Source organism: Exiguobacterium sp. UBA6309, from assembly GCF_002439205.1.
GTDB lineage: Bacteria > Bacillota > Bacilli > Exiguobacteriales > Exiguobacteriaceae > Exiguobacterium_A.
This window is the reverse complement of the sequence record NZ_DJTL01000028.1, coordinates 22621-45310: the sequence shown is the minus strand read 5'-3', so window position 1 is coordinate 45310 and position 22690 is coordinate 22621. Positions and strand designations below refer to the sequence as shown.

Here is a 22690-nt window from a genome sequence, read left to right as displayed (position 1 = left end):
CTTTCCCTCCTTTAATAAAAAAAGGGGGCGGCCCCCCGCCACTCCACTTATTTCGCGTATTCGACTGCTCGCGTTTCCCGAATGACCGTGACTTTGATGTGTCCCGGATAATCGAGTTCTTCTTCGATTTTTTTCCGGATGTCACTCGCCATCTTGTGAGCCAGTACATCATCGACGACGTCAGGTCGAACGATGATGCGGACTTCACGACCCGCTTGGATCGCAAATGATTTTTCGACACCGTCGAACGATTCCGAGATTTCCTCGAGGCGTTCGAGACGGCGGATATAACTTTCGAGTGTCTCTTGACGTGCACCTGGACGAGCAGCAGATAATGCATCCGCAGCTGCGACCAAGACGGAAATGACAGATGTCGCTTCCGTATCCCCGTGGTGGGACGCGATCGCGTTGATGACGGTTGGATGCTCTTTATACTTCGTACCGAGCTCGACTCCGATCTCAACGTGACTGCCTTCGACTTCGTGGTCGATCGCTTTCCCGATATCATGCAGAAGACCCGCACGCTTCGCAAGCGTGACATCTTCTCCAAGTTCAGCTGCCATCATACCTGCAAGGTGGGCAACCTCAAGTGAGTGATACAGGACGTTCTGTCCGTAACTCGTACGGTACTTCAAGCGACCGAGAATTTTGACAAGGTCCGGATGAATGCCGTGGATTCCGACATCATACGTCGCTTCTTCCCCGATTTCTCGAATCCGCTCGTCGACTTCACGACGGGATTTGTCGACCATCTCTTCAATACGGGCCGGGTGAATCCGACCATCCTGAACCAATTTCTCGAGCGCCATTTTAGCGACTTCGCGACGAATTGGGTCAAAACCAGACAAAATGACGGCTTCCGGCGTATCATCGATGATCAAGTCGATCCCAGTCAAGGTCTCGAGCGTACGGATGTTGCGGCCTTCCCGTCCGATGATCCGACCTTTCATCTCATCGTTCGGCAAGTTGACGACCGATACAGTCGTCTCTGCGATATGTTCAGCGGCGAACCGTTGAATCGCAAGTGACAAGATGTTACGTGCTTTCTTGTCGGCTTCTTCTTTTGCTTTTTGTTCGATTTCTTTTTGAAGAATGGCTGCGTCGTGTAAAGCAGCCTGTTTCGTCTCATCCATGATGATCGTTCTTGCCTCGTCTTGCGATAAATTCGCGACGCGGACAAGCTCTTGACGTCCCTGTTCATACAGGTCCTCTACTTTGCGCTCTAGTTCTTCAGCTTGATGCTTCCGTTTCGCGATCTCTGCATCACGTGTATTGATTTGATCTTCCTTACGGTCGATAGCGTCAACACGGCGATCGAGTGTCTCTTCTTTCTGGAGCAACCGGGCTTCTTGTTTCGCTAGCTCTTGGCGACGTTCACGCAATTCTTTTTCCACTTCGTTACGAAGTTTGAATGCTTCATCTTTCGCTTCGAGTACTGCTTCTTTTTTCGTTGCCTCAGCCGATTCACGCGCACGTTCAACGATTTTGTTCGCTTCCGTTTCTGCGCCTTGAATTTTCGCTTCTGCAATCGATTTCCGCAAGAAGTAGCCTACGATGAATGCGATCAGCAAAGTGAGGAGAAGTATGACAATCCAAGTCAGTGTACTCATGGGTTCACCTCCCCTTTGCAAGGTGTTTCTTAGTTCATTTCGGTATTTCATCGAAGCTGTCTAAAAAACGTACATCTATATTGTAAGGATAGCACTCGTTCATTGTCAACGAACGGACGGGAAAGAATTCCACTGTTTTCCTCTTTTACACTAAAAAAGAGAGGATTCGCATGCGAATCCTCTCTGAAACGGTTTATTCAGCAAATAGATCTTCTGGTTGTTCTGCTTCGAAATCAACCGGCTCTTCGCGATCGACGAGACCGTGGTGTTCACGAATCAAACGTTCGACCTCTGCTGCGACTTCCGGATGCTCGACCATGTATTGCTTCGCGTTCTCACGTCCTTGACCGAGACGCTCTGAGTTGTACGAGTACCATGCACCACTCTTTTGAACGATATCGAGGTCTGTTCCGATGTCGATCAACTCACCGACCTTCGAAATCCCTTGACCGTACATGATATCAACTTCCGCTTGTTTGAACGGAGGTGCGATCTTGTTTTTGACGACCTTAATCTTCGTTTTGTTACCGACGACGTCCGTACCGTTTTTCAACGCTTCCGCACGACGCACTTCTAAACGTACAGACGAGTAGAATTTAAGTGCGCGACCACCTGGAGTTGTTTCCGGGTTACCGAACATGACACCGATTTTTTCACGGATTTGGTTGATGAAGATGACGATCGTCTTCGATTTATTCGTTGCACCAGACAACTTACGAAGCGCTTGGCTCATTAAACGTGCTTGAAGACCGACGTGTGAGTCACCCATTTCGCCTTCGATCTCTGCTTTTGGTACGAGTGCCGCAACAGAGTCGACGACAAGAATATCGACCGCACCAGAACGAACGAGTGCTTCCGCGATTTCAAGTGCCTGTTCCCCAGTGTCCGGTTGTGACAAGAGGAGCTCATCGATGTTGACACCAAGTTTGTTGGCATATGCTGGATCAAGCGCGTGCTCCGCATCGATGAATGCTGCTTGTCCACCTTGTTTTTGAACTTCTGCAATTGCATGAAGCGCTACCGTCGTTTTACCTGACGATTCAGGTCCGTATACTTCGATGACCCGTCCACGTGGGTATCCACCTGCACCTAGGGCAATATCTAATGTAATCGATCCAGAAGAGATCACTGAAACCTTCTGATCCGCATTTTCTCCGAGTTTCATGATGGAACCTTTACCGAACTGTTTCTCTATCTGGCGTAACGCCATCTCAAGTGCTGCTTTACGATCACTCACGTAGCAGGCCTCCTTTTAATTATCTTACTGAGATTATTGTACTTCTTTTGAGACCGAATGACAAGCATTTTACGAACATTTATTCGCATACTTGCACATTGGCCATTTTTCTCACTCGGGTGCTTTTTCGAGATGTTTCAGTAGAAGGAAATAGGTATCCTTGACGGCGCGCAGTCGAATCATTCCTCGGTCGAACGATGGATATTGCCATTCGACGATGCGTGTTCCACGTGCGTCCGCAACAGCACAATAGACGGTTCCGACCACTTTTCCGCTGTTGCTCGTCGGACCTGCTTCCCCTGTCAACGCGACGGCGATATCGGATTGATACAGTTCCCGTACCCCTTCAGCCATCGCGATCGCGACCTCTTTACTGACAGCAGTATGCTCTCGTAACAAAACTTCCGGTACCGATAACACGGCTTGCTTCGCTGCATCATCATAGACGACGGCGCTCCCGCGCAACACTTGACTCGCACCGCTGACATCAACGAGACCACTCGCGACAGCTCCTCCCGTCAGTGATTCGGCGAGTGACAGTGTCAATCCTGCTTCTTGATACCGTTTCAGTACGACTTCCGGCAGACTCGTCTCGCCATATCCATAAAAGTACATGCCCACTTCAGCCAGTACGTGTTGTTCCAGTTCATCGAGCATATTGTCGGCTTCCTGTTGATCGAGTGCTTTAGCAGTCAGACGCAACCGGACTTCAGCGAGTTCCGCATAAGGGGCGACCGATGGATTGGTTGCTTCTTTGATTAACGTTTCCAGGCGATCGTTTAGAGCCGATTCTCCGATTCCGAAGAAACGTAGTGTTCGGGAACGGATTGTCTCTTGACCGAACAAATGACTGAAGTGATCTTTGAGGATTTGCTTCATCTCACGTGGCACACCGGGTAAAACGATATATTGATGGTGCTCCGTCTGCACCGACATACCGGGAGCAAGACCCGCATCATTGCGTAAAACCGTCGCGCCATCGATGACTAATGCTTGTTTCTGCTCGTTGTTCGTCATCTCCCGTTGACGTGTCTTCAAGAATCCTTCGATTCTTTCGTACGCTGCTTGATCGAGAATGAGATCACGTCCGAGAAGATCTGCGAGCACCTCTTTCGTTAAATCATCTTCCGTTGGTCCAAGACCCCCTGTGATGACGAGGAGATCCGCCCGTTGTTGCGCCTGACGGAACGTTTCCTGCATCCGCTCGCGGTTGTCACCGACGACTGTATGATAATGAACGTCAATTCCTGCACTGGCTAGCCATTCGGAAAGGTACTGTGCATTCGTGTTGGCGATTTCTCCAAGGAGAAGCTCACTTCCGACTGCGATGATTTCTGCTTTCATGTTGATTCCTCACCTTCTTGAAGTATAAGAAAAGACTGTTCGGTATGACGAACAGTCTAAATTGATCCAACTTACATGGATTTCGTAATTAACTTGATGTTTTTCGAGAAATACTCGACGCCTGAGTAGATCGTCAAGATAAGAGCAAGCCACATCGTGATATCTGCGAATGGAATGTTCCACATCGCAAAAAAGATATCGTGCAATAAATACGCTGTAATCGATGTCAACTGGACCCAAGTCTTGGCTTTCCCAGAGTTTCCGGCAGCAAGAACGATGCCTTCGTCAGAAGCGACAAGACGCAGACCCGTGACTGCGAACTCACGGCAGAGAATGATGACGACGATCCATGCCGCGACGAACTCAAGTTCCACGAGGTAGACGAGCGCAGCAGCGACTAACATCTTATCAGCAAGTGGATCCATGAATTTTCCAAAGTTCGTCACTAGTTTTTGTTTGCGGGCGATATACCCATCAAGCCAGTCCGTCAGTGAAGCAACAAGGAAGATGATGGCTGCAACGAAGTGTGAGACGGGAAGTTCAGCTCCTAGTACATCCCACTGTCCCCAGTTCGGATCAATCGCAAGTACGATGACGAACACGGGAATTAATAAAACGCGTAATACTGTCAATTGATTCGGTAAGTTCATGTAACGCCCTCCTCCTTCATTTCATATGTAGATGAATATGCCATCTAAAAGAAGGCACGCCGATTTACGGCGTGGCTACTTTCTTCAGATAGATGTTTTGGACGAGAAGCGAACGGTTCAGTTTCAGTTCTTGGTCATTGACGACGATTTTATCAATCCCTTTAATCGAACCGATCCGGATCCGGATCAAGTCCGTCTTCGCGTCCTTCACGACGATCGGATTCGGATCCGACGCGTTGATGTGATCTGGCGCGAGTGCTTTTCCTTCAAGGGATGTATCACGCACACCAACGAATGGTGATGGAGAGGCATCTTTCTTGATTTGAATCGAGACACTCATCGTATCTTTCGTTGCGACTTCATAGGTGACATCTTGACCAGATGTCGACTTCGCAGCAAGCGCTTCTTTTTTAGGTTTTTCTTTTGTTTCTTCTTGTTTCGCCGGTTCTTCCTTCGGCTTTTCTTCCGTCTTCGCAGGCGCATCCGTTTCTTTACTCGGTGCGTCTCCTTGGTCGATCGTGACATCGTTTTGCTTCGGTGCAGACGTTTTTGCCTCTTCGTTACCGTCGAGGAACATCTGAAGTCCATAATACAAGGCAGCACCAATCGCAAAAATTAGCACGATGATGATGATGTTCGGAATCCAGCGCTTTGCAACGCTTTTCTTCGGTGTACTTGATTTCGAATACGTCGCGCGTCGTGATAATTCGACGACCGGTTGTGTCTCCGGTTCCGGAAGATCACGCTTATAGGTCGTGAAGACTTCGTCGACGTCAAGACCGAGTGCTTCCGCATATGTCTTGATGAAGGCCCGGGCGTAAAAAGCACCTGGTAATTGATCATAGTTGCCTTCTTCAATCGCGACGATGTAACGCTTTTGAATCTTCGTCGTCGTTTGAATTTGTTCGAGAGAGACGCCTAGCGCCTCTCGTTGTTCCTTTAAGTAGGTTCCGAGCTCGGTCATCGGTAACACACCTTCCATTTTTCATACTTATTCAAAGTTGAACCAATCATTTCCCCCATGGGAACGAGGCAGTTCAGTCACAATGATTTCTTCTGTCGTGTTGCGTAATTCAATGATGTAATCAAAATCATCCCACGTATATTCACTTGATTTGACGAAGGCATCCGGATGTTCGACGATTTTCGTCGCCGGTAGTCGCATGACTTCGCGTAAAATCTGCCAGTGCCGTTCATCGAAATTCCGTTGCGACACCAAGGCATCGATGATGTAGACATAATCCCCAGTCCGTTCGTCATCGAATAACGACGTTCGGACCGTCTGTTTGATCAGCGTCGAAGAAAGGAACAACCATTTCTTGTTCGCACTGACGCTTGCAGCGACGATCGATTCCGTCTTCCCGACTCGTGGCATACCGCGGACACCAATCAACAAGTGCCCATCCTGTTTGCATAGTTCTGCCATGAAATCGACGAGAATCCCTAAGTCTTCCCGAACGAAGCGGAACGTCTTTCGTTCATCACTGCTTTGATCGATATAACGACCGTGTCGAATCGCAATCCGGTCGCGCAGTTTTGGTTTTCGTAGTTTGATGACCTCTATGGTTGACATCGTCTTGAGAATAGCAGCGAGTCGTGGAATTTGATCCGGTTGTTTCGTTTGGAGCAACATACCGCGTCGTTGATGATCGACACCATTGATCGTCACGATCGAAATATGTAACATTCCCATCAACGAAGCAATGTCCCCGAGTATACCGGGACGGTTGACCTTTAATTCATATTCGAGATACCATTGCTCGAACTCACTCACGCGCCCATCCTCCTCTATTGATACGATTATCCATTCCTCATGTTAAATGATTTTTTGAAAAATGAAAAGCATTCCTGAACTGAAATTCCAATGCTTACATCCACGCACCATCTATTTTAAGGATGGCTCCCGACACATAACTCGATTCTGGTTGCACCAAGTAACGGATTGCAGAAGCCACTTCCTCTACTTTTCCGAATCGTCCGGCAGGGATTTCAGCAATCGCTTCTGCCTTTTCATCCTCAGAAAAAATCGCGTTCATCGGCGTATCAATCCATCCTGGCGTAATCGCATTGATGCGTCCATGCATTGGTCCAAGTTCTTTACTGTATGCTTTGACGAAGCCCAGCTGTGCTGCCTTGCACGTCGAATAGGCAACCTCACCCGCGACACCTTGTTCCCCTAATACACTACTGATGACGACGATCGCAAGCTGCGACGTAAACGGTTTCGTCCGCGTCACCGTTTGGCTGATGCGCATCAACGCATCGACATGTATTCTCCAAAGTTCACTCATTGATGTTGCCGATTGATCGAGCAACAGACCGCTATAACTCGTTCCGGCACAATGGACGAAGGCATCGACGACAGGTAACGCCGTACAAAATGCTTGCAAGTCCTCATCATCCGCTAAATTCGCCGTCAGGATGTGGTGCTCTCCTGGCCACTCCTCTATCATCCGTTCCAAAACTGCTTGCTGTCGATACGTCTGAAGTACCAATTCATGTCCGGCGGCAGCAAGTTGTTTTGCTGCCGCAAGACCAATGGCGCCACTCGCACCTGTGATGAGGATTCGCATCATGCGTACGGTTTGACGATTGAGATCGCCCGGTTTTCAATGGCGAACAACTCGTCGAAACGGGCTTCGATCTCTTCTTTCGTAATCGAAGCAATCAATGTCGGAAGCGTGAACAGATTCGTACCGGCAAGTGCGTGACGCGAGAACTGGTTCGCAATGAATTCCGGTGAGTTCAAGGCACGAAGGAATTTCCCTTGCATCATGTTCCGCTTGCGCGTGACTTCATCTTCCGTGAAGTCAGGACGCGTTTGCAGAAGTGTCTCATACGCTTGGATAAACTTGTCTGGATCCTCTGTCTCCATGCCGAACGTCGCGAAGGCGAACTCTTCCTCACTCGAGTAATCAAAGCTGAACGTGTCGTTGATCAGACCGTCTTCATACAATTCCAAATACGTCGATGATGTTTGATCGAATAAGAGGTGCAATAATAATTCACTCGTTAACTCACGACGGACTTGTGCTTCGCCGCGGACAGATTCGTCCTTATAACCGATCAATACCTTCGGCGTCTTGACATCGAGCTCAAGTTCAAGACGTGGACGATGCACACCGTGCGGTTCTTGACCATAATCCCGCTCGATCGCCGGGCGATCCGTATAGTCCTTCTTCGCCTGATTCGCCTTGATCAATGCCAGCGTCTCTTCCGGGTCGATGTTTCCGACAACGAACAATACCATGTTCGATGGATGATAGAACGTGTGATAGCACGTGTATAGGTCATCGGCTGTGATTTGATTGATTGATTCCGGTGTTCCTGCGATATCGATTCGGACCGGATGCGTCGCATACATTGATTCGATCAGACCGAAGAACAAGCGCCATCCCGGATTATCTTGATACATCTGGATTTCTTGCGTGATGATCCCCTTCTCTTTTTCAACGCTTTCCGGCGTGAAGAAGGGATCCTGTACGAAATCGATCAACGTCTCGAGGTTTTGTTCAATCAATGACGTCGCTGAGAATAAGTACGCTGTCCGTGAAAACGAGGTAAAGGCGTTCGCTGAGGCACCAAGACGACCGAACTCTTGGAAGACGTCCCCTTTTTCAGATTCAAACATTTTATGCTCGAGGAAATGGGCGATGCCGTCCGGTACCGTGATCCATTCCTCGCCTTTTTTGAATCGTTGATCAATCGAACCATAACGCGTCGTAAACGTCGCATACGTCTTTTCATAACCTTTTTTTGGCAACAGGTAGACAGACAACCCGTTATCGAGCTGCTCGTGGTATACCGTTTCGTCTGTATCGTGATAGGTCAGTTGTTCCATCATGCTTCACCTCGCAGTAGATATACGGCATCAAGATTGATTGCCGTTGCTAATCGGACGACGTCTTCACGTGTCGCCGTCTCGATGATGTGGATCTCATCTTCAAGTGTCAGTCCACGCATCTTCGAACCATTCAACCAGCCAATCAATTGCCCCGGCTGATCAAGAATTTGACGGCGCGCATTGATCAACATCGCCTTCGTCTGTGTTAATTCTTCATCCGTGAACTGTCCCGCCTTCAAATCAACGAGTTGCTCTAGGATGATTTTCTCGGCACGTTCCGCTTCTTTTGTGTCAACCCCTGCATAGACGTAGAGTGCACTGTTTAATGCCGCATATCGTGAAGCCGCATAATAGGCGAGACTCTCTTTTTCACGGACATTCATGAACAGTTTTGAATGTGGAAAGCCACCAAACAGACCGTTGACGATTTGCATCCGGATTGAATCGGCAGACGTCGGATCGACCGCTACCCGGTAACCAAGGTGCAGCTTCCCTTGTTTGATCGGTTGCGTTTCGCTCGACCGTTTCACACCGTTGACCGGTTTTTGGGCAGGGATGTAATGGCTGACTTTTTCTGAGTGCGATGGCAAGAAGGACAACGCATCTTCCATTTCCTCCTTCGTCACCTGTCCGACGACGAAAACATCGATTCGATCGTCTTCGATCATCGAACGGTATGTATCACGCAAGGACGATGGAGTGATCCGTTCTAGTTCTTCGATTGTCCCAAGCGATGGTAACGAGACGGCTTCACCTGGTGCCATCAATTCAAGAAGACGCTGCTGTGCGTAGCGCATCTTATCGTCGTACAGCGAGCTGATTCGTAAGGCATGCAGTCGCTTTTCTTGTTTGACGAACTGTTCGCGGAAACCACTTTCCGTCAAGTCTGGATACAGCACCATTTGCTCTAGCAATTCAAGTGCTTCTTTTAATAACGACGGGTGATGGACGAGTTCTCCACGGACGACATCAAGTTGGAACGAGATGACATGCTCTTCACCGAACTTCGACGCGTCCGCATAAAGCCCGGCATCATATAATGTCTCAAGTGGCTCACGTAATGCTTTCATCGACGGATAAGCAGCTGTCGATTTTTCCATGATGTATGGTAAAATCGCGCGGCTAGTCAGTGTTTTCGCCTCTAGCGGTGCTGAAAACGTGACGAGGATCGTCGTCGTCTTGAATTTATCGGTCGGAACGAGGTGGAAGCTCGTTCCTTCCTTTTTCCATGTACTAAATGACTGACTCATTACTCTCCATCCTTTCGCTTGAACACATGCGCACTGCGAACGTATTCAATATCTGCTTTTTGGTTAACGGCATTCTCATAACGGGCTGCTGTAAAAAAGAAATCACTGAGCCGATTGATGAACGGTAACAAATGAGCCGCTTGGGGAACATCGATCATCGAACGTTCGACGCGACGGCAGACCGTCCGTGCCACATGCAATGTCGCGGCCGCTTCCGTTCCGCCTGGTAAGATGAACTTGTCGAGTGGTGGCGATAATTCCGTTAAACTATCAATCCAACTTTCTAAATCAACTGTTGCTTCCTGACTTAACCGTGATGGACGAGGTTCGACATACATCAAGTCACTGCCACAGTCGAACAACGCATGCTGGATGACCGTCAATTGTTCTCGTACTTCGATCGATGATGCTTTGGTCCGAGCAAGTCCGACGAAGCTATTCAATTCATCGAGTTCTCCCATCAAGCTGATCAATCGATCATTTTTTTTGACTCTCCCACCGACAAGGGATGTTTCTCCTTCATCGCCTGATTTCGTATAAATTTTCATGTTTTATTCACTCCTATAGCGAAAGGAAGCGACTCATAATGTTCGCTTCCTTTGTTTTTTGGGTAATCGGATTCGGAAAGTCGCTCCTTCTCCTAAGCGGCTGTCGACTTCGACCTCTCCACCATGAGCACGGACGACGTTCGCGACGATCGCAAGACCAATTCCTGTACCGGTCTTACCGCGCGTTCGTGCCTTGTCCGCCTTATAGAAACGATCAAAGACGAAAGGTAGATCTTCTTCCGGAATCCCGTCACCTGAATCGATGACGGATAATGTAATGTTTTCCCTATCTTCGTCAATCTTAATCTTGATTTCTCCGTTCTCCGTATAACGCAGGGCGTTTCCAAGAAGATTCGTCAAGACTTGTTCCATCTGATCCGGATCGGCATCAAATGTGATGTTCGGACCGGAAACCGAGAAAGTGACCTGCTTATCGCGTCCCATTTGTTTGAATTTCTTGATGACTCGCTGTGCAAACGAGACCGTTTCGATGGCTTCAATCCGTAACTCCTGATAACCGGCTTCCATCCGCGCGAGATCGAGTAGATCATTGACGAGACGGGACAAGCGTTGCGATTCATCATAGATGATTGATGCAAATTCTTTCGTCGCCTCGTCACTTTCCGTCATCCCGTCGACGATCGCTTCCGAATACCCTTGCAACATGACGAGTGGCGTCCGCAGTTCATGGCTGACATTCGCGACGAAGTCGGCCCGCATCTTCTCCAGTTGTTGTGCTTCCGTCATGTCGCGCAGGACAGCGACCGCTCCGATCTGCTCTTCTTGTTCGAGTAACGGACTGACGATGATGATGTAAAAGCGTCCTTCCCGTTCAAAAGAAACCGTCATCTCCGTCTCTTCCTTCATGACCGTCTGGAACAGTTCAATCAGTTCATCCGGTACGGGAGAACCTGCAAGAAATGCTTCAGCTGGTGGATTCGTCGCGAGTAGCTCACCTGATTTTGAGAACGTCAACACGCCGTCTGCCATACAGCGCAGAATCGAGGAGAGCAAATGCCGCTCCTTATCAAGATCCGTGACGTATTGATTGAGTTGGCTACTCATCTCGTTAAAGGCAAGCGCTAAGTCACCAATCTCATCACGTGAACGTTGCGTCAGGCTTTGATCGAATTTCCCTTCACCGGCCTCAACGACGGCTTGACGAATCGTCCGTAGTGGTGCGGTGATCCGTGTCGATAGGAAGAAAGCAAAGACGGTCGTCCCGATGATCGCTAACAAGACACAGAGCTGAATGATTTGACGTGCGCCTTCATTCGCTTGCTCGATATTCGTCAATTGTTCGATCAAGTAGATCGTTCCGTTGCCGCTATCCGTAATGAGCGGTGCTCGATACGCGAGTGCCGCCTTTCCATCGAAGGTCTCGTAATTACCGATTGCCGTCTCACCTTCTTCACCATCGATCGCTTTCCAGTTCTGACGTTCGAGCTCCTTGATGATCCGGTTCGCTTTCGCTTGTGAAATATTCGCTTCGACAGAATCGTCCTGGGTCTTCGCAATTAATGTCGCGCCATATATATCCGTGATTTCGACAGCAGTACTCGATCCTTCCTCGATACCGGAGTGCGCCTGAAAGACGGTCTCGACTTGTTGACCGAGCTTTGCAAGGTGCACCCGCTCCTGTTCGATATGAAAAGAGTTGAAAAATTCAAGTAACAAGATCGTCAAGGCGATCAAGACGACCGAGACAAGCAATAGGATCGTGCCCCATAGTTTGATGACTACACTTTGCAACCATTTCATCGTCCGGTCGGACTATTCTCGAACTTGTATCCGACACCCCAGACCGTCGTGATCATTTGAGCAGCATTCGGAGACAAACGATTCAGCTTTTCACGCAGACGTTTGACGTGTGTATCGACCGTCCGAAGATCCCCAAAAAATTCATAGTTCCAGACTTCCTTGAGTAGTTGTTCCCGTGAGAATACTTTGTCCGTTTGTTTTGCCAAGAAATACAGGAGTTCATATTCTTTTGGTGTTAAATTGACTTCTTGTGATTCAACCGTCACGCGGTGTGCGTCATTATCAATCGTCAAATGTGGGAAGACGATGACATCTTTTGTTTTCGCATCCGTATGGAGGAATTTCGTTGCACTCGCTCGGCGAAGGATTGCTTTGACACGCAAAACGACTTCACGTGGACTGAATGGTTTGACGATATAATCATCTGCCCCCATTTCAAACCCATGGACGCGATTCGTTTCTTCACCTTTTGCCGTCAGCATGACGACCGGCGTCGCTTTCGTTTTCCGTAGTTCTTCACAAACTTGCATCCCGTCCATCTTCGGCATCATCAAGTCGAGGAGAATGACATCGTATTCTGTCTCAAGCGCCATTTCAAGCGCCGCCTCTCCATTGTCTGCTTCCTCGATCGTGAAATTTTCCCGCTCCAGATACATCTTCAACAGGCGACGAATTCGTTCCTCATCGTCGACGACTAAAATACGTGCTTCTTCTGACATGCTGTCTCCTCCTATAAACTAAACTCTACTCCTCTATCCTACTACTCTTTTAGTATACTATGAAACGAAAAGAATGGCTTGCACTGGCTGATTTCTCCTAAACGATACTCTTTTGTCAGAGAAACATGAAAAAGCAGCGGACCGTTTCCGGATCCGCTGCTTTTCTTTTCCTTATGCGTACGAGTGTAATCCCGCTACGACAAGGTTAACGAAGACAAGGTTGAACATGATGACAGCAAAACCACCAACACATAACCATGCTGATTTTTTACCAATCCATCCACGCTGGATGCGCATGTGGAGATAGAACACGTAGAAGAGCATCGTGATCAGTGCCCAAACCTCTTTCGGGTCCCAACCCCAATAGCGGCTCCATGCCATTTGCGCCCAAATCATTGCGAAGATCAATCCGCCAAGGATGAAGATTGGAAGACCAATCGCAATCGCACGGTAACTAATCTCATCGGCTGTTTCTAGATCAATCTTCCGCGCGATTGGTTTCAGACTCTCTGCGACACGCTTACGGAGAACTACGAAACGTAGCAACACATATAAGACGACGCCACCAATGACTGACCATAAGACCGTATTGACCTTATTCGCATTCAAGAAGTTCGGCAATTCAATGACGGCACCTGAACCAGATAAGACTTTTCCGTTCTCAGGACCTGTCAGAACCGGCATCGTGTATTCATGTGTCATCTTCGCACCATTCTTCGCGACGTATTCGATCGTTGATGCAGAACCTGTTGCTTTGAACAAGAGGCCGACGAGGATGTAACCAACGACACAAACGAGTGAGAACATGACGATTTCAAGCCATGTCCGTGTTTTCGATTCTTTATTGAAATCCGTCGCGTGGACCAGATAGAGCAATCCGGTCGCAAAACTGACAGCGAGAATCCCCTCACCGAGCGCTGCCGTCGTAACGTGGATTTTGAGCCAGACACTTTGAAGTGCCGGAATCAAGGGTTGGACCTCATCCGGGAACATCGACGCATAAGCGATGACGAGCAAGGCAACCGGCATTGCAATCAAGCCAAGGACATTGTTTTTATAGATGGCATAGACGATCAAGAATCCAAGGACCATCATCATACCAAAGAATGTCGTGTATTCGTATAAATTTGAGACCGGAACGTGTCCAGCACCCGCCCAGCGCGTAAAGAAATACCCTAACTGAGCAAGAAAACCGATGATCGCGAGCGTATAGGCGATCTTACCAGAACGTGTCGGACCTTTTTTACCACTCGTCGCAACAGCGAAAAAACCTGTACTGACGAGGTAGACGATGAATGACGTTAGGAGCAGATTACTGCTCAACTGAAGCATATTCATTTAGCTTCCCCCTCTTCCCGCAACTTTTGTCGGTCCTCAAGTTCTGGTAGACCAACTTCCGTCAACGCGAGATTGGCTTCTTTTTGAAGCCCTAATGCGTTTTTGTTTGTAAATCCAGCAATCTGAATGCGACCGTTCTTCTCACGTAACCAGAGACGACGGTGCGGCCAGTACATCCCGATCAATAGACCTGCCATGAAGATGATGCCACCCGCAAAGAGGAACGGGAGCGTCAAGTCTTTCTTGATTCGGACACCTGAGATGTTTGAGAGCTCCGTACCGGCAAACGCCATCTTGTACTGGTTCTCATCCCCACCGACATTCAGCTTGATACCAATCAAGCTACGCTCCCCTTTTGGGTGCTCCGGTGATTTGATATTAAAGACGAACGCCGGATTGACAGGACGTCCAGAATTGGTCGTCGGCTGTCCATCCTTGACGACGAAATCAGGCAAGAAATCCTTCAATTCGACATCATAGCCGTTTTTCAACTTGTAGGTCTCTTTTGGTTCACGTAAATCGACCTTGATCGTATCCACGACTTTACCTGTCTTTTGGTTGACGATGCTAAACGACATCGTCTTAAATTCTGGATCTGCCGCGTATTGTTCTTGGAAGACTTGGAAATCATCGAATTCGAATGGACGGTTGACTGCTGTCTCACCTGATTTGACTTCTTCGAGTTTCGGTTTGAAATCACTTGTCTCTCCGACTTTTTTATAGAGCGTCATCTTCGTGTCGTAGTTTTTCGGCACGTTTCCGCCCGCTGCTTCAAGCGATTTCTTGAATTTTTCATCCACCTTCTCAGGATCATAGAACTCGATGTTGAACGCTTCATTTTTCAAGTAATACTTGTTGTCCGTCGCTTCGATTGGTAATGTCTCTCCTTCACGAAGCCAGAGCAGTTCATCTTCATGCATACCCGGTACGACCCGAAGCATCGCTCCTCCAAAGAAGAGTACAAGACCGATATGGTTGATGTAAGGACCCCATCGTCCAAACCGTTGTTTTTCCGCTAAGAGCGCCCCATCTTGTCGACGGACTTTATAGCCCTTCTTCTCAAGTAACGGTGCGATCGCATCGATTTTTTTGACGTCTCCAGTCGCTTCAGCGCCAAATCGCTGACCATTCATGAAACGGTCCGACTGGATGACCGGTTGTTTCTTCAATGCTCGGTAGAGCGGGAAGAAGCGGTCAATCGACACGATGATGATCGATAAGAGTAACAGTGTGATTAATCCGATGTACCACCATGATTCAAACAGGTTGTGGAATCCTAACGTATAGTAGATATCCCCTGCCGTACCGTATTCTTTTTGATAAAATTCTTCCGGTGGTGTTGCCTGCGGAATATACATCTCTTGCGGGAAGATCGTACCGACCCCACTCGCGATGATGATCAGACCGATCAGCCATAACCCGACCTTGACGGACGAGAAGAACGTCCATGCCCGGTCGATCCAAGATGGATTTTTACGTTTCGAACGAAGTTCTGCTTCCTCGTAACGCATGTCCAGTTGTTTGAAATCTTCTTGCTCCTGCATCCTTAAATCCCCCTTCGATGCGTTACTCGTTCGCCTTCTTCACCATCTCTTCCAGCTTCGCTTGATCAATCTCACCTTCGTATTTCTCGACGACCTCACCTTTTTTGTTGATGATGAACGTCACAGGTAAGTTGTAGATCCCGTAAGCCTTCTCGACCGAATTATTCGTATCCATGAGGATCGGATAATCCGTTCCGCCGATATCCTTGATGAAGCTTGAGACTCGAACCGGTGTTTCTCCGACATTGACCGCTACGAAATTGACACCTTGATCCTGCATCATCTGATAGTTGTCATTGATCAAAGGCATCTCTTTCTTACATGGTTCGCAGAATGTACCCCAGAAATTGAGTAAAAGTCCTTTTCCTTTGTATTCATCCATTGAGTGCTGTTTCTCACCGTATAGATCGACGAGCGCGAAACCAGGAGCATCATCGCCTGCCATGACACGACCGTTTTTATCACGTGTCGCTTGATCGACGAATTGCATGATGACGACAGCACCGGCGAACAAGACCATCGTCATGATCATCAGACGCCAGAAAGAGCGTTTCTTCTTTTTTTGCTGGGCTGCTGCTAAGCGTTCTTCCGGATTTTGTTTCGTTTTTTTCATATTTTACCGCCTCCACCCATATTGTACTTGAAATCGCTTAAACGTTGATAAAATGTGAAATTCGTTAATCGTTTTGTCACAAAAAAAGAAAACTCAACCCGGAGGATGAGCTTCTCGCTTTACAAATTAACGTTTTTTTGTGTTCTTACGTCTTTTCGTAGGTGGAGCGGCTGGATCCGCTAGCTCACGCAATTGATTGACTTCTTTTTTTGAAAGTTCACGCCACTCGCCAGAAGTAAGACCTGCCAGTGTCAAGAAACCGAACTGTTCACGTTTCAACTTCAAGACTTCTGAACCGAGTGTCTCGACCATTTGACGGACTTGGCGGTTATGTCCCTCGTAGATGACCATCTCAAGGATTGCCGTGTTTTTCTTCTTATCGATGTCACGCATCTCGACGCGTGCTTTCCCTGTCTTAAAGCCATCCGGCAAGACGACGCCTTTTTCAAGACCTTTGACGTGGAAATATTCCGGTACGCCTTTGATTTTGACGATGTAGCGTTTCGGTACCTTATACTTCGGGTGAAGCAGAAGGTTCGAGAATTCACCGTCATTCGTCATCAAAAGAAGACCGCTTGTATTGTAGTCGAGTCGACCGACTGGGAAAACACGGTGTCCCGGTGGTACGAGATCAACGACCGTCTTACGTCCCTTATCGTCTTCAACCGTCGAGACGACACCTGTTGGTTTATACAGCATGTAATAAACGTGTTCTTCACGCTCAAGCTTCACGCCGTCGACTTCGACTTCAGCACGCGCTCCAACTTTCGTTCCGAGCTCCGTGATGACTTTCCCGTTAACCTTGACGCGGCCTGCTGTAATCAATTCCTCTGCTTTACGCCGTGAAGCGACACCTGCTTGTGCGATGATTTTTTGTAACCGTTCCATTAATTCACTCTCTCCTCTAATGAAGGATCATTCCGGAAGAAGAGATCTCCATCTGATTCGAACGTTTCTTCGAACTCGAGTGGTGGTAACTCCTCAATGCTATTCAGACCAAAGTGGTCCAGGAAATGATCCGTCGTCTTATACAATTTCGCGCGACCAACGCCTTTGGCACGTCCCGCTTCTTCAATCAAACCTTTTGCACTTAACGTATGGATGACGCGTTCCGTCTTGACGCCACGGACGACTTCGATATCAGCACGCGTGACGGGTTGTTTGTACGCGATGATGACGAGTGTCTCCATCGCTGCTCGAGACAAGGAGTCTTCTGCAAGTGATCCCGCATACGCCTGAATATACGGCGACATCTCTTTACGTGTCACCATCTTAAAGACGCCACCTGACTCCACGATTTGCAACACCCGTCGCTCTGCTTCGAACGTCGTCTGAAGAGCCAGTAACTGTTCGCGCGCCGCTGCTTCACTGATCTCTAGTGCTTGACTGAGACCACGTGGGTCGATACCGTCATCGCCGACGACGAATAACAAGCTTTCAATGATTTGTTCATACGCCAATCTGACTCTCCTCCTTCACCATGCTACGCAACAAAATGTCATCGGTCATTTGTTCACAATCAATGACCCGTTGCTTCACGAGTTCTAGGACGGCGAGGAAACTGACGACCAGTTCTTCGACCGTCGGCTGCTCCACAAAAAAGCCAAAGAATGTCGTACGCTCACGCGTCGCGACGTAACGGGCAACGGACTCCATCTGTTGCTCAAGCGACCGTTCTTCCCGTTTAACCGTCTTCGAGCGACGTACCTTCCAAGCTTCCCGTTGACGCATTTTTTCGTATGCACGCAATAAATCACTTAGGGATAACGTACCATTATACTCTTGTGCGTCCGTATCGAGATAACGCATCAAATCCTCTGGTTGTTTCGAGAACAGCTCAAGGCGCGCCTCTTCCTTTTCCTTGAGGACGAGTGCCGCTTCCTTATACGCTTTATACTCGATCAACTGTTGAATCAGACCTTCTCGTGTCGGTTCTTCCTCGAAATCGGGAATCTCATCGTATTCCGTCTGTTCAACCGGCAAGAGTTGTTTGCTTTTCAGTTGCAACAGCGTCGCTGCCATGACAAGATATTCACTAGCAACATCTAGTTCAAGATGTTGCATCGCACGGATATAGGACACATATTGATCCGTCACCATGGAAACGGATATATCATAAATATCGATTTCTAATTTACCAACCAAGTGTAACAGCAAGTCCAGCGGGCCTTCAAACGCATCCATCTTTACACTGTATGATTCCATGATTCTCCCTGCCCATCAACGTTTTTTGCGCCTTAGTATACCATACAACGGATAGGTTCGACTATGTTATATTCAAAGGAAGAGGTGATTCCATGAATCCAATCGAGCGATTCGTATTCGAATTCAACATCCGGCACGATTACTTCGAGTGCCATGAAATCTTAGAGGAAGTCTGGCAAGAAGGACAGCGCCAGGATGAGGCGCTCGTTGGTTTAATCCAACTGGCCGTCGCCCGCTATCACCATCGGCGCGGCAATGCGACCGGTGCACAGCGGACATATGTGAAAGCATTTGATAAGATCGAACGTCACCGAACTACGCTGATTGCGTCCGGAATCGACGTCTCTCGTTTGCTCGATCATCTTCATCAATTTACGGATCCGGTTTATCGACACATCCCGTTACCTGTCTTCCCGGATGTCATCCGGACCGTTGCGCTTGAAGCGACAGCACCTGATCTCGACTATGTGACGCATAAGCATCGCTTGCGTGATCGCACGGATGTCGTTCTTGCACGCCAAGAAGCGCTACAAAACCGAAGAGACCGGTCCATCTAAGCCATGGACCGGTCTTTTTATTGGTTTTTCCATTTGTCGACGAGGCGTTGCGTCTCTTCGGTCGCACCCGTAATATCCGTTCGAAGGAGCTTGACTGCTTCATCGAGTAGGAGATACGACATCCGTTCTCCACGGAAAGACGGTGATAAGGCGATATGTTTCAATTCAGCATGGCCATCCATTAATTGAAACCCGATGACACCGACGAAATCCTCATCTTGTTTGTACAAATACAAGCGTTGGTCTTCTTCCTGTTCATAGGCTTGAACCGTTTCAAGCAAATACTTCGGATCCTTCACTTCGCACGAAAAGGCGATCAGCCCCATCGCGGTCCGTTCATTCAACTTCTTATATTTTACTAGCATGTGATTCTACACCTTCCTAATTTCGACAACTCTCAGGAGCATGAACACGACTGAGACTCATTCATTCTACACCTTCTCACACAGAATTACTGCATTTTTTTCATAATCCATCAAAAAGGCAGGAGACCGTCACGTGACGTCCCCTGCATCTGAATCATGCTTGTTCTTCCATCACTTGGATGAAGGCACGCATGTAGTCCGGTAGATCGGGCGGACGACGACTCGAGACGATATGTCCGTCAACGACGACGGCTTCATCATGCCAAACCGCACCTGCATTCGTCATATCATCCTTGATCCCTGACGTACTCGTGACGTTAACACCTTTTAAGATGCCAGCAGAGATCAGCACCCAACCAGCGTGGCAGATTTGACCAATCGGTTGCTTGTTCTGGTCAAAATGACGCACCATGTTCAAAACAGAGTCAAAGCGGCGTAACAGATCGGGCGACCAACCACCCGGAACAAGAATTGCATCGTATTCCGATGGATTGATCTCATCAAACGTCTTATTCGATTTGATCGGGACACCATATTTTCCGATGTACGTCTCATCTGCTTTTTCCCCGACGACGTCGACGATTGCGCCCTCTTCACGTAAGCGATGGACTGGATACCATAATTCTAAATCCTCGAAGTCATTGCTGACGACTTGGATGATTCGTTTTCCTTCTAAACGCATGACAAACACTCCTTTTCGAGTTAAGTTCCCTTACTGATTGTACCCGGATCTAAAAAAAGAAAACTCCTCTTCGAAACGTTCGAAGAGGAGCAAGAACTTACGCTTCGACGCGGATTTCTTTGATGCCAGCGCCTTGCTTCATTTTTTGTGCATGTTCGAGACCTGAAGTCACTTGTCCGAAGACCGTGTGTACGCCGTCGAGATGCGGTTGTGGCTCGTGTACGATGAAGAATTGGCTTGATCCAGTGTTGCGACCAGCGTGTGCCATCGAAAGTGAACCCGCTTTGTGTTTATGTGGGTATGATGTTGACGTTTCGCAAGGGATCGTTTTTCCTGAACCGCCTGTACCGTTTCCGATTGGGCATCCGCCTTGTGAGACGAAGCCTGGGATGACACGGTGGAAGTTCAATCCATCGTAGAAGTTCGAGTTTGCAAGGTTTTCGAAGTTTTCAGTCGTGATCGGTGCTTCATCGTTGAACAATTCGAATTCGATTTTATTTCCATCTTCTAATAAGATATGACCAGTTTTTTGCATGTTTGACCAACCTTTCGTGCTTTTCAGCAGGAGATTCGTCACGATTCAAGATCGTGATTCCATGGTACAGTGTACCAAATTTCAAGACGTCGTGCAGACCTTTTTACTCGACGGCTGCCTCTAACACATCGAGCGTCACCGAATCCGTTGCTTCAACACGAATCCGCACCCCATTCGCCAGTGTTGCAACGGGATCCGTATGTCCGAAGTCCGCATCAAGAATGATCGGGAAATCATATCCTCGTGTCGCACGTAAAATGATGTCTTTGAGCGGGAAGTCCGGATCAAAATCGACTTTGCGCGGGAAGCGTCCGACGACGAGTGCCGCAATCTTATCATACGCACCCATGTGTCGCAATTGCGTGAAATACCGGTCAATCGTTTCCGGTGTCTCACTCTCGTCATCCTCAAGCATCAAGACGACACCATCAAACGTTGGCAAGTAAGGTGTTCCAGCAAGCAGTAAAAGTGTTCCCGTGTTCCCCGTCAAAATCGGTCCTTCTGCAATACCGGTCTTAACGATCGTGTATCCTGCGTTCACTTGATGTTCTCGTCTTCGGTCGTCCGCGACGTCCCAGCGTAAGATCTCGTCCGTCCATTCCTCCGATGCTTCGATTCGACCAATCGGCTCCGTCTGCATGAACGTACGTTTGAACGATTCTTCCGTATACGGATCTAGACCATCGAATTGACCGAACTGCGTCAGCAGTGCGGGTCCGACGAACGTCGTCAATCCTGTCTGCTGATAGATGCCCGCAAACAGTGCCGTGATATCGCTGTAACCTACGAAGATCTTCGGATTGTTTCGGATCAACTCATAATCAAGTTCGTCGAGCAACTGGTGTGAGTTAAACCCACCGATCGTCGAGATGATCGCCTTAATCGACGGATCTGCGAATGCCATATGTAAATCTTGCAGCCGTTCGCCGATCGTTCCTGCCGTATGACTATGAACAGCCGTTGCATTCGGCATCAAGACGACCTCAAACCCCATTTTTTCAAGTGTTGCGATCCCGCGGGCGAGACGACGCGGTACGTATGCTGCAACAGCTGACGCCGGCGAGACGATAGCAATCTTATTCCCTTTTTGTAAGCGTGGTGGTTTCATGAGAGTTCCCCCCCTTTTTTCATTACAAGTATTTCCAGTATAACAAATCGAAAAGGAAACACGTACTCTCATTTTCCCATCCATTTTACAGCTTCACGAAGAGCGAATCTCCGTTCTCAAGCAATTCTCCTTTTTCCGACACATAGTCAATCTTGACCGTCATATGTTGAAGGATCTTTTGTTCACGTAATGACTTTGCCCACGCTGTGACCTGCGCTTTATCCTGTTCGTGTCGCTTGCGTGGAACATCCACTAAAAGCGTCGGAGCGACTTCTTTCCGTAAATAAGCCTTTGATTCAAAACGCGCGTCACCTAGCCGCTGTATTTCATCGCTGTCATAAAGTACGGTCACGCTCAATTGATGGTTCAGTTGTTCGAGAGTCGGCGACGGGATCCGTCGCTCTAACCGATCTTCCCAAAGTGACGCATGATACGAGTCAACGAGCCTCCCCGACTCCTCTTGTTGATAGACGAAAAACTCAGTATTCGTTTTTTCGTCTATCGCGCGTGCGGCATATTCAAATGGAAAATTTCCCATGTTGTCGTAAAGACTACCTGTCACCTTCGCTTCCGGAAGATGCTGTTCTAAGTAAGTTTTTGCTTTCCGCTGTATTTCAGTCTCTTTCGTTCCATCCGAGTTCATGTCCTGTGTAAAAGCGAACGTCATCAATAAGGCACCACCTCCGATGACTCCAACTAGACTGGCAATTCCGATCAACCAACGTTTCATGCACTCACCCCCAAAATTAATCATCCTATATTTTTACAATTTTGATTGTA

At 48.2% G+C, this 22690-nt stretch carries 24 protein-coding genes; 1 reads left to right on the top strand and 23 read right to left on the bottom strand.

The window, feature by feature from the left end; genetic code table 11:
• Positions 1 to 47 precede the first annotated feature (47 nt).
• From rny to B3M90_RS10275, 18 genes are all read right to left on the bottom strand, one after another.
• Positions 48 to 1610, bottom strand: coding sequence for a ribonuclease Y (gene rny, locus B3M90_RS10360; protein WP_023467703.1), 1563 nt, complete (start codon positions 1608 to 1610; stop codon positions 48 to 50).
• A gap of 193 nt (positions 1611 to 1803) precedes the next feature.
• Positions 1804 to 2847: a recombinase RecA gene (recA, locus tag B3M90_RS10355; protein WP_195865458.1), complete on the bottom strand. Its 1044-nt coding sequence runs from the start codon at positions 2845 to 2847 to the stop codon at positions 1804 to 1806.
• A gap of 111 nt (positions 2848 to 2958) precedes the next feature.
• Positions 2959 to 4191 (bottom strand): competence/damage-inducible protein A, encoded by a 1233-nt coding sequence (locus tag B3M90_RS10350; protein ID WP_290783973.1) that lies wholly within the window; start codon positions 4189 to 4191, stop codon positions 2959 to 2961.
• Positions 4192 to 4262: 71 nt separating this feature from the next.
• Complete coding sequence (pgsA, locus tag B3M90_RS10345; protein ID WP_290783971.1) at positions 4263 to 4841, bottom strand: CDP-diacylglycerol--glycerol-3-phosphate 3-phosphatidyltransferase; 579 nt, start codon at positions 4839 to 4841, stop codon at positions 4263 to 4265.
• A gap of 64 nt (positions 4842 to 4905) precedes the next feature.
• Positions 4906 to 5823, bottom strand: a complete 918-nt coding sequence (locus B3M90_RS10340; protein ID WP_290783969.1) for a helix-turn-helix domain-containing protein — start codon at positions 5821 to 5823, stop codon at positions 4906 to 4908.
• A 9-nt stretch (positions 5824 to 5832) separates the two neighbouring features.
• Positions 5833 to 6615, bottom strand: a complete 783-nt coding sequence (locus B3M90_RS10335) for a DUF3388 domain-containing protein (protein WP_023467698.1) — start codon at positions 6613 to 6615, stop codon at positions 5833 to 5835.
• A 94-nt stretch (positions 6616 to 6709) separates the two neighbouring features.
• Positions 6710 to 7414, bottom strand: a complete 705-nt coding sequence (gene ymfI / locus B3M90_RS10330; protein ID WP_290783967.1) for an elongation factor P 5-aminopentanone reductase — start codon at positions 7412 to 7414, stop codon at positions 6710 to 6712.
• On the bottom strand, positions 7414 to 8685 hold the full coding sequence (gene yfmH / locus B3M90_RS10325; RefSeq protein ID WP_290783965.1) for an EF-P 5-aminopentanol modification-associated protein YfmH: 1272 nt from the start codon (positions 8683 to 8685) through the stop codon (positions 7414 to 7416). Before yfmH ends, ymfI begins: the two co-directional genes overlap by 1 nt.
• On the bottom strand, positions 8682 to 9935 hold the full coding sequence (gene yfmF, locus B3M90_RS10320; protein ID WP_290783963.1) for an EF-P 5-aminopentanol modification-associated protein YfmF: 1254 nt from the start codon (positions 9933 to 9935) through the stop codon (positions 8682 to 8684). The genes yfmH and yfmF overlap by 4 nt, the downstream gene beginning before the upstream one ends.
• Positions 9935 to 10483 carry a cob(I)yrinic acid a,c-diamide adenosyltransferase gene (locus B3M90_RS10315; protein ID WP_035408870.1) on the bottom strand — a complete coding sequence of 183 codons (549 nt, stop codon included), beginning with the start codon at positions 10481 to 10483 and terminating at the stop codon, positions 9935 to 9937. Before B3M90_RS10315 ends, yfmF begins: the two co-directional genes overlap by 1 nt.
• Before the next feature lie 33 nt (positions 10484 to 10516).
• Positions 10517 to 12244 (bottom strand): ATP-binding protein, encoded by a 1728-nt coding sequence (locus B3M90_RS10310; protein ID WP_214855258.1) that lies wholly within the window; start codon positions 12242 to 12244, stop codon positions 10517 to 10519.
• Positions 12241 to 12963 carry a response regulator transcription factor gene (locus B3M90_RS10305; protein WP_214855255.1) on the bottom strand — a complete coding sequence of 241 codons (723 nt, stop codon included), beginning with the start codon at positions 12961 to 12963 and terminating at the stop codon, positions 12241 to 12243. The genes B3M90_RS10310 and B3M90_RS10305 overlap by 4 nt, the downstream gene beginning before the upstream one ends.
• A gap of 171 nt (positions 12964 to 13134) precedes the next feature.
• Positions 13135 to 14301, bottom strand: coding sequence for a c-type cytochrome biogenesis protein CcsB (gene ccsB, locus B3M90_RS10300; RefSeq protein ID WP_035408879.1), 1167 nt, complete (start codon positions 14299 to 14301; stop codon positions 13135 to 13137).
• Complete coding sequence (gene resB, locus B3M90_RS10295) at positions 14298 to 15845, bottom strand: cytochrome c biogenesis protein ResB (RefSeq protein WP_251137910.1); 1548 nt, start codon at positions 15843 to 15845, stop codon at positions 14298 to 14300. The genes ccsB and resB overlap by 4 nt, the downstream gene beginning before the upstream one ends.
• 22 nt (positions 15846 to 15867) lie before the next feature.
• Complete coding sequence (locus B3M90_RS10290; protein ID WP_214855252.1) at positions 15868 to 16458, bottom strand: redoxin domain-containing protein; 591 nt, start codon at positions 16456 to 16458, stop codon at positions 15868 to 15870.
• A gap of 126 nt (positions 16459 to 16584) precedes the next feature.
• Positions 16585 to 17346, bottom strand: a complete 762-nt coding sequence (locus B3M90_RS10285; protein WP_023467688.1) for a pseudouridine synthase — start codon at positions 17344 to 17346, stop codon at positions 16585 to 16587.
• Complete coding sequence (gene scpB / locus B3M90_RS10280) at positions 17346 to 17918, bottom strand: SMC-Scp complex subunit ScpB (RefSeq protein WP_214855249.1); 573 nt, start codon at positions 17916 to 17918, stop codon at positions 17346 to 17348. The genes B3M90_RS10285 and scpB overlap by 1 nt, the downstream gene beginning before the upstream one ends.
• Positions 17908 to 18663, bottom strand: coding sequence for a segregation/condensation protein A (locus B3M90_RS10275; protein WP_214855247.1), 756 nt, complete (start codon positions 18661 to 18663; stop codon positions 17908 to 17910). The genes scpB and B3M90_RS10275 overlap by 11 nt, the downstream gene beginning before the upstream one ends.
• A gap of 92 nt (positions 18664 to 18755) precedes the next feature.
• On the opposite strand from B3M90_RS10275, the gene B3M90_RS10270 reads away from it, so the two are divergent.
• On the top strand, positions 18756 to 19220 hold the full coding sequence (locus B3M90_RS10270; RefSeq protein ID WP_214855245.1) for a DUF309 domain-containing protein: 465 nt from the start codon (positions 18756 to 18758) through the stop codon (positions 19218 to 19220).
• A gap of 17 nt (positions 19221 to 19237) precedes the next feature.
• Here the strand turns inward: B3M90_RS10270 and B3M90_RS10265 are convergent, their stop codons facing one another.
• The 5 genes from B3M90_RS10265 to B3M90_RS10245 form a co-directional block, all read right to left on the bottom strand.
• Positions 19238 to 19585 (bottom strand): GNAT family N-acetyltransferase, encoded by a 348-nt coding sequence (locus B3M90_RS10265; RefSeq protein WP_290755424.1) that lies wholly within the window; start codon positions 19583 to 19585, stop codon positions 19238 to 19240.
• A 154-nt stretch (positions 19586 to 19739) separates the two neighbouring features.
• Positions 19740 to 20267 (bottom strand): type 1 glutamine amidotransferase domain-containing protein, encoded by a 528-nt coding sequence (locus B3M90_RS10260; protein ID WP_290783960.1) that lies wholly within the window; start codon positions 20265 to 20267, stop codon positions 19740 to 19742.
• 97 nt (positions 20268 to 20364) lie between these two features.
• A complete protein-coding gene (locus tag B3M90_RS10255) occupies positions 20365 to 20802 on the bottom strand; it encodes a peptidylprolyl isomerase (protein WP_023467682.1) in 438 nt (145 codons plus the stop codon).
• Positions 20803 to 20905: 103 nt separating this feature from the next.
• Positions 20906 to 21910 carry a S66 family peptidase gene (locus B3M90_RS10250; protein ID WP_214855239.1) on the bottom strand — a complete coding sequence of 335 codons (1005 nt, stop codon included), beginning with the start codon at positions 21908 to 21910 and terminating at the stop codon, positions 20906 to 20908.
• 85 nt (positions 21911 to 21995) lie between these two features.
• Complete coding sequence (locus tag B3M90_RS10245; RefSeq protein ID WP_290783957.1) at positions 21996 to 22640, bottom strand: hypothetical protein; 645 nt, start codon at positions 22638 to 22640, stop codon at positions 21996 to 21998.
• Positions 22641 to 22690 lie beyond the last annotated feature (50 nt).

Coding starts and splice junctions, on each gene's coding strand:
- rny (WP_023467703.1), bottom strand. CDS start 1,610: ATGAGTACACTGACTTGGATTGTCATACTTCTCCTCACTTTGCTGATC.
- B3M90_RS10350 (WP_290783973.1), bottom strand. CDS start 4,191: ATGAAAGCAGAAATCATCGCAGTCGGAAGTGAGCTTCTCCTTGGAGAA.
- pgsA (WP_290783971.1), bottom strand. CDS start 4,841: ATGAACTTACCGAATCAATTGACAGTATTACGCGTTTTATTAATTCCC.
- B3M90_RS10340 (WP_290783969.1), bottom strand. CDS start 5,823: ATGGAAGGTGTGTTACCGATGACCGAGCTCGGAACCTACTTAAAGGAA.
- ymfI (WP_290783967.1), bottom strand. CDS start 7,414: ATGCGAATCCTCATCACAGGTGCGAGTGGCGCCATTGGTCTTGCGGCA.
- yfmH (WP_290783965.1), bottom strand. CDS start 8,685: ATGATGGAACAACTGACCTATCACGATACAGACGAAACGGTATACCAC.
- yfmF (WP_290783963.1), bottom strand. CDS start 9,935: ATGAGTCAGTCATTTAGTACATGGAAAAAGGAAGGAACGAGCTTCCAC.
- B3M90_RS10315 (WP_035408870.1), bottom strand. CDS start 10,483: ATGAAAATTTATACGAAATCAGGCGATGAAGGAGAAACATCCCTTGTC.
- B3M90_RS10310 (WP_214855258.1), bottom strand. CDS start 12,244: ATGAAATGGTTGCAAAGTGTAGTCATCAAACTATGGGGCACGATCCTA.
- B3M90_RS10305 (WP_214855255.1), bottom strand. CDS start 12,963: ATGTCAGAAGAAGCACGTATTTTAGTCGTCGACGATGAGGAACGAATT.
- ccsB (WP_035408879.1), bottom strand. CDS start 14,301: ATGAATATGCTTCAGTTGAGCAGTAATCTGCTCCTAACGTCATTCATC.
- resB (WP_251137910.1), bottom strand. CDS start 15,845: ATGCAGGAGCAAGAAGATTTCAAACAACTGGACATGCGTTACGAGGAA.
- B3M90_RS10290 (WP_214855252.1), bottom strand. CDS start 16,458: ATGAAAAAAACGAAACAAAATCCGGAAGAACGCTTAGCAGCAGCCCAG.
- B3M90_RS10285 (WP_023467688.1), bottom strand. CDS start 17,346: ATGGAACGGTTACAAAAAATCATCGCACAAGCAGGTGTCGCTTCACGG.
- B3M90_RS10275 (WP_214855247.1), bottom strand. CDS start 18,663: ATGGAATCATACAGTGTAAAGATGGATGCGTTTGAAGGCCCGCTGGAC.
- B3M90_RS10270 (WP_214855245.1), top strand. CDS start 18,756: ATGAATCCAATCGAGCGATTCGTATTCGAATTCAACATCCGGCACGAT.
- B3M90_RS10265 (WP_290755424.1), bottom strand. CDS start 19,585: ATGCTAGTAAAATATAAGAAGTTGAATGAACGGACCGCGATGGGGCTG.
- B3M90_RS10260 (WP_290783960.1), bottom strand. CDS start 20,267: ATGCGTTTAGAAGGAAAACGAATCATCCAAGTCGTCAGCAATGACTTC.
- B3M90_RS10255 (WP_023467682.1), bottom strand. CDS start 20,802: ATGCAAAAAACTGGTCATATCTTATTAGAAGATGGAAATAAAATCGAA.
- B3M90_RS10250 (WP_214855239.1), bottom strand. CDS start 21,910: ATGAAACCACCACGCTTACAAAAAGGGAATAAGATTGCTATCGTCTCG.
- B3M90_RS10245 (WP_290783957.1), bottom strand. CDS start 22,640: ATGAAACGTTGGTTGATCGGAATTGCCAGTCTAGTTGGAGTCATCGGA.